Origin of the sequence: Myxococcus sp. AB036A, assembly GCF_006547355.1 — a bacterium.
Classification (GTDB): domain Bacteria; phylum Myxococcota; class Myxococcia; order Myxococcales; family Myxococcaceae; genus Myxococcus; species Myxococcus virescens.
In genome coordinates this window covers 1-3,370 of sequence record NZ_VHLC01000204.1, presented here as the reverse complement: position 1 = coordinate 3,370, position 3,370 = coordinate 1, and the positions used below count along the sequence as shown (strand labels likewise).

General features: G+C 70.8%; 4 protein-coding genes. All 4 read left to right on the top strand.

All coding sequences use genetic code 11. The annotated features are described in order from the left end of the window. The coding region (locus FL344_RS37975; RefSeq protein ID WP_228565665.1) for a HEAT repeat domain-containing protein at positions 1–465 on the top strand (465 nt) is incomplete at its 5' end. Between the two features lie 105 nt (positions 466–570). Beyond that, positions 571–1,098, top strand: a complete 528-nt coding sequence (locus FL344_RS37970; RefSeq protein WP_011553162.1) for a DivIVA domain-containing protein — start codon at positions 571–573, stop codon at positions 1,096–1,098. A 77-nt stretch (positions 1,099–1,175) separates the two neighbouring features. Continuing rightward, complete coding sequence (locus FL344_RS37965) at positions 1,176–2,375, top strand: peptidase MA family metallohydrolase (RefSeq protein WP_194863409.1); 1,200 nt, start codon at positions 1,176–1,178, stop codon at positions 2,373–2,375. A gap of 163 nt (positions 2,376–2,538) precedes the next feature. Then, the gene (locus tag FL344_RS37960) at positions 2,539–3,081 is read left to right on the top strand and encodes a hypothetical protein (protein ID WP_090494907.1); all 543 of its coding nucleotides are present in this window, start codon (positions 2,539–2,541) and stop codon (positions 3,079–3,081) included. Positions 3,082–3,370 lie beyond the last annotated feature (289 nt).

Sequence of the window (3,370 nt, the reverse complement as noted above, 5' to 3'; positions counted from 1 at the left end):
GCCTCGCCCCCTCCGGGTCCAGCGCCCACGCCCCCGGTGGAGGCCGCCCCGGCGCCCGCGACGGACGACGCCGCCCTCCTGCGGGGCCTTCTGGAGGCGGTGCGGCCCGCGCCGGAGGAGATTCGAGCCATCGCCATCGAAGACCTGGCGCTGCTGGGAGATGCCCGCGCCCTGGACGCGCTGGCCACGCTCCTGTGGGACCCCAACCCCCGCATCCAGCAGGCGGCGTTGAGGGCCGTCACGCTGTTCCAGCACGCCCGCGCGGAGGAGATTCTCGCCAATGTGGTGCGCCACCCCCGGCTGCCGGACGCGCTGAAAATCCAGGCGCTCAACGGGCTCGTCTTCCAGCGCACGCCCACCGCGCGCCGGGCCGTCCAGGACGCCGCTGTCGATTCGCGGCTCACCGCGGGGGTACAGAACGCCGCGCGCGCCGTCGTGTCTCAGTGGGACGCGACGCGCCGCTGACGCCCGCCCGCCGGGCAACCCTGCAAGCACCACCCGCCAGCGCCGGCGCCCAGGTCAAGGGCCGATTCCTGGAGATGTGACGCCCCTGCGTTACACTGCGGCGTCATGAAAATCACTCCGCTCGACATCCGGCAGAAGCGGTTCGAAACGGCCCTGCGCGGCTTCTCTCGCCGTGAGGTGGAGGCCTACCTCGAGCTCATCGCCGGTGAATTCGAGGAGGTGGTGAAGGAGAACATCGCGCTCAAGGAGGAAGTGAAGCGCACCCAGTTCAAGGTGGAGCAACACCAGGAACGGGAGCGCACCCTCCAGGAGACCATGGTCACCGCCCAGCGCATCAGCGAGGACCTGAAGGACGCCGCGAAGAAGGAAGCGGAAATCATCATCGCGGACGCCGAGCATCAGGCGGAGAAGATTGTCCACGGCGCCCACCAGCGGCTGGTGCAGGTGGTGGAGGACATCAACGAGCTGAAGCGCCAGCGCACCCAGTTCGAGTCGCAGGTCCGCTCCGTGTTGGATGCCCACCAGAAGCTGCTGGAAACCTTCAAGAGCCCCACGTTCGCGGACCGCGACTATGCGCGCGTCGAGGACAACGTGGCGTATCTGTCCCAGAAGAAAGCCAACGGCGACTCCTGACGCACCGCGCCGCGCGGTGAGGTTGCTGCAACCTGGGGCGAGGCTGTTATGTCAGTGGGAACGTGAGGCCGCCGCACATGCGCCACCTGCTTGTCCTGCTCCTGCTGCTCGCCGCCCCCGGGGCCTGGGCCCAGGAACCGGGCGGCCCTCATGGCACCCACGCCCATGACGTCGTGACGGACGCCGCGCTGGTGCCCCTGACGCGTCCGCCCCAGGTCAGCGGGGACGTGACGACGAAGCGCTTCCGCATCCTCCACACCGCCGCCGCCACCGCGGCCGCGCACGAGCTGTCCCGGCAGATTGAAGATGTCCGAGACCGGTTCGGCACCATCCTGGGCAAGGACTGGCCGGGCGTCACCGAGATTCGCCTGGGCGTGGGCCGCAAGGAGTTCGAGGCCCTGGCGCTGCCCGGCGGAAAGCCCCCGGGGTGGGCCGTGGCGCTGGCCTACCCCGCCCATCAAATCATCCTGCTGGACGCGCTCAGCCTCCATGAGCCGGAGGGCCAGCAGACGCTCCGGCACGAGCTGGCGCACGTGGCCCTGGGGCAGCTGGCCCCGTCGTGGCCCCGCTGGTTCCAGGAAGGCGTCGCGCAGTACGTCACCGGGGAGCGCTACTCCCTGACGCACTACTCCGCCCTCTTCCGGGCCGTCACCCAGGAGCGCGTGTTCCACTTCGAGCACCTCGACCGGGCCTGGCCGGACGTGCCGTCGGACGTGGAAATCGCCTACGCGCAGAGCGCCGCCTTCGTCGCGCACCTGTCGGCGAAGTTCGGCCCCCAGGCCATGGCCGCGCTCGTGGACGGCGTGGCGCGCGGCGAGCCCTTCGAGACGGCCTTCGGCAAGGCCTTCCGCACCTCGCTGTTGGTGGAGGAGACCGACTGGCGTGAAGGCCTGGCCGCGCGCTACGGCTGGCTCCCCCTCACCACCAGCTCCGCGCTCGTCTGGCTGAGCGCGTCCTTCCTCTGCGTGGCCGCCTATGCCCGCCGCCGTCAGCAGCGCGCCGCGAAGCTGGCGGAGATGGCGGCCCAGGATGCCGCGGAGGACGCCGCGCTGCGGCTGCTGGCCGCCCAGGCCGCGCAGGCCCAGGCGCAGGGCACCGCCGTGAGTGCCGGGGACTCCACCTGGCCGGACTGGCCCGCGGGCTCGCAGGGCACGGAAGCCCACCTGGAGGCTCAGGATGGCGAGGCGCCCGCGGACAGCGCCGTCGGCGACCTCCCGGGTGAACTGGACGACGAAGACGGCCTGAACGGCCGGCCGCCGAAGCCCACCCTCCACTGAACGCCGCCCTTCCCGTCCTGCCATGACTACAGGGCGGGGCCTGTAGTTTCTACGGGCGCGCTGCTCCTCTGCCTGCCCATCCCTTCAAGGCAAATGGCTGATTTCACTGGGAAGACTCATCCCAGGGGCATTGGCCGATGGATTGCTTTGGCTTCCGTACGCGATGCGGAAGGCACTGGACATGAGCGAGCGTGGACGTAAGGCAGCCGTGCTGGCGCGGTTCTTCCGTCAGCAGCCGGATCGAATCTCCGCGCTGTGGCGACGGATGGTGCTGGCGGCGCCCGATTCGGACGCGTCGCGGGGCGCACCCACCCAGTTGGACAACCTGGTGGAGCCCTTCATCCGCGAGCTGGGCCGGACGCTCGCGGGCGAGGAGTCCAGCCCCTGGAGCCGCACGCGCGCGGTGCTGCGCTTGTCGGCGCACCGGGGCGCCCGCTCGCTCTATGACGAATTCGCGGCGCTGCGGCGCTGCCTGGTGGATGCCTCCGAGGTGCTCGGTGGCGGGGATTGGGAGCGCGAGCGCATCAACCGCGCCGTGGACGAAGCCGTGGACTCCGCGGTGGCGCTCCTCCAACGGATGAAGGACCCGCGTGCGGATGGCCCGCGGGTGCCCTTCGGTGGGCTGGTCGTCGAGTACTTCGAGCGTCCTTCCCGGACGCGGCGCGTGTCCCCGGACACGGGAGATGGACGTACGGCAATGCACTGAGGGCGTGTAGGGGTTGGCCGGCCCGTTCGACTTGACGTGCCCGGAAACGGGCGCGTCCGAGACCGGCGGGAGGGAGTGTGCCTGGGTGGGGGCCCATGGCGCGCTTTGTGGGAAGGCGTGCTCCCGCTGGGGAGTGGTGAGCGCGCACCGCGAGCCGCTGGCAAGACGCGTGGATGGGGGTCCACGCGACTCGCCGGTCGGACGGGTCGGCGCATTTGTCGCAGTGTGTGCAGCAGCGGCTGTGGGGGCCGCGGGTGGAGCATGCGGGAGGGGCGCCTACGGGGGTGGG